Genomic DNA, 586 nt, shown 5'->3' on the forward strand with positions numbered 1-586 from the left:
GCCGTAAATCGCGTAGCAATTGCCGCTAAGCCACAAATAGTAACGGCCAAAAAGGTAGACGCAGATATTTTTAGCTGAGAGTTACCGGACAAATAAATGAACGGTAATACGCCGACAATGCCGCAACAAGCCGCGAACAAATACCCCGTCCCGAACCAACCCCGAAGATTGGCAAACAACACTCCACAGACGAACGCGGGTATCAAACCAAATAGGCAACCAAGGAAGGCTAGGGACATCACTGAAACGATCTCTTCACTTTTCACAAAGACCGCGAAAATTGCCGCGATAATAGAGCTAAACATTGGCCCGATGATCATCGCGAACAAGATGATGTTCCAAGTCGTAAAGGGGGGCGGACGAGACATCAGCGCTACCAGCTACTGCCTAATCGAACCCTTGCCGCACTTATGCCATTTCATCTGGTATCCGGCTTGTCCGTCCTTACCGTAGCACAAGCCTTCACGACCCAGCAGCATCGAGACCTCACCGCGAGAATCGCAGGCAGACCGCGTGGCTTTTTCATCGCCAGATGAGCCACGGCAAATATCGTTATGGGCATCGTACTGACCGATCAACCCTTCTA

1 protein-coding gene and 1 pseudogene are annotated in these 586 nt (G+C 50.9%); both read right to left on the reverse strand.

Going from position 1 to position 586, the window contains the following annotated elements; genetic code table 11:
* Positions 1-329 (reverse strand): hypothetical protein (locus tag AB4Z23_RS27910; RefSeq protein WP_441361230.1); only part of this gene is annotated, 329 nt, incomplete at its 3' end.
* A 51-nt stretch (positions 330-380) separates the two neighbouring features.
* Positions 381-586 (reverse strand): annotated as a pseudogene (locus AB4Z23_RS27915) (hypothetical protein); the annotation flags it as partial.

The sequence above is a fragment of the Agrobacterium sp. MCAB5 genome, assembly GCF_052114365.1.
GTDB lineage: Bacteria > Pseudomonadota > Alphaproteobacteria > Rhizobiales > Rhizobiaceae > Agrobacterium > Agrobacterium tumefaciens.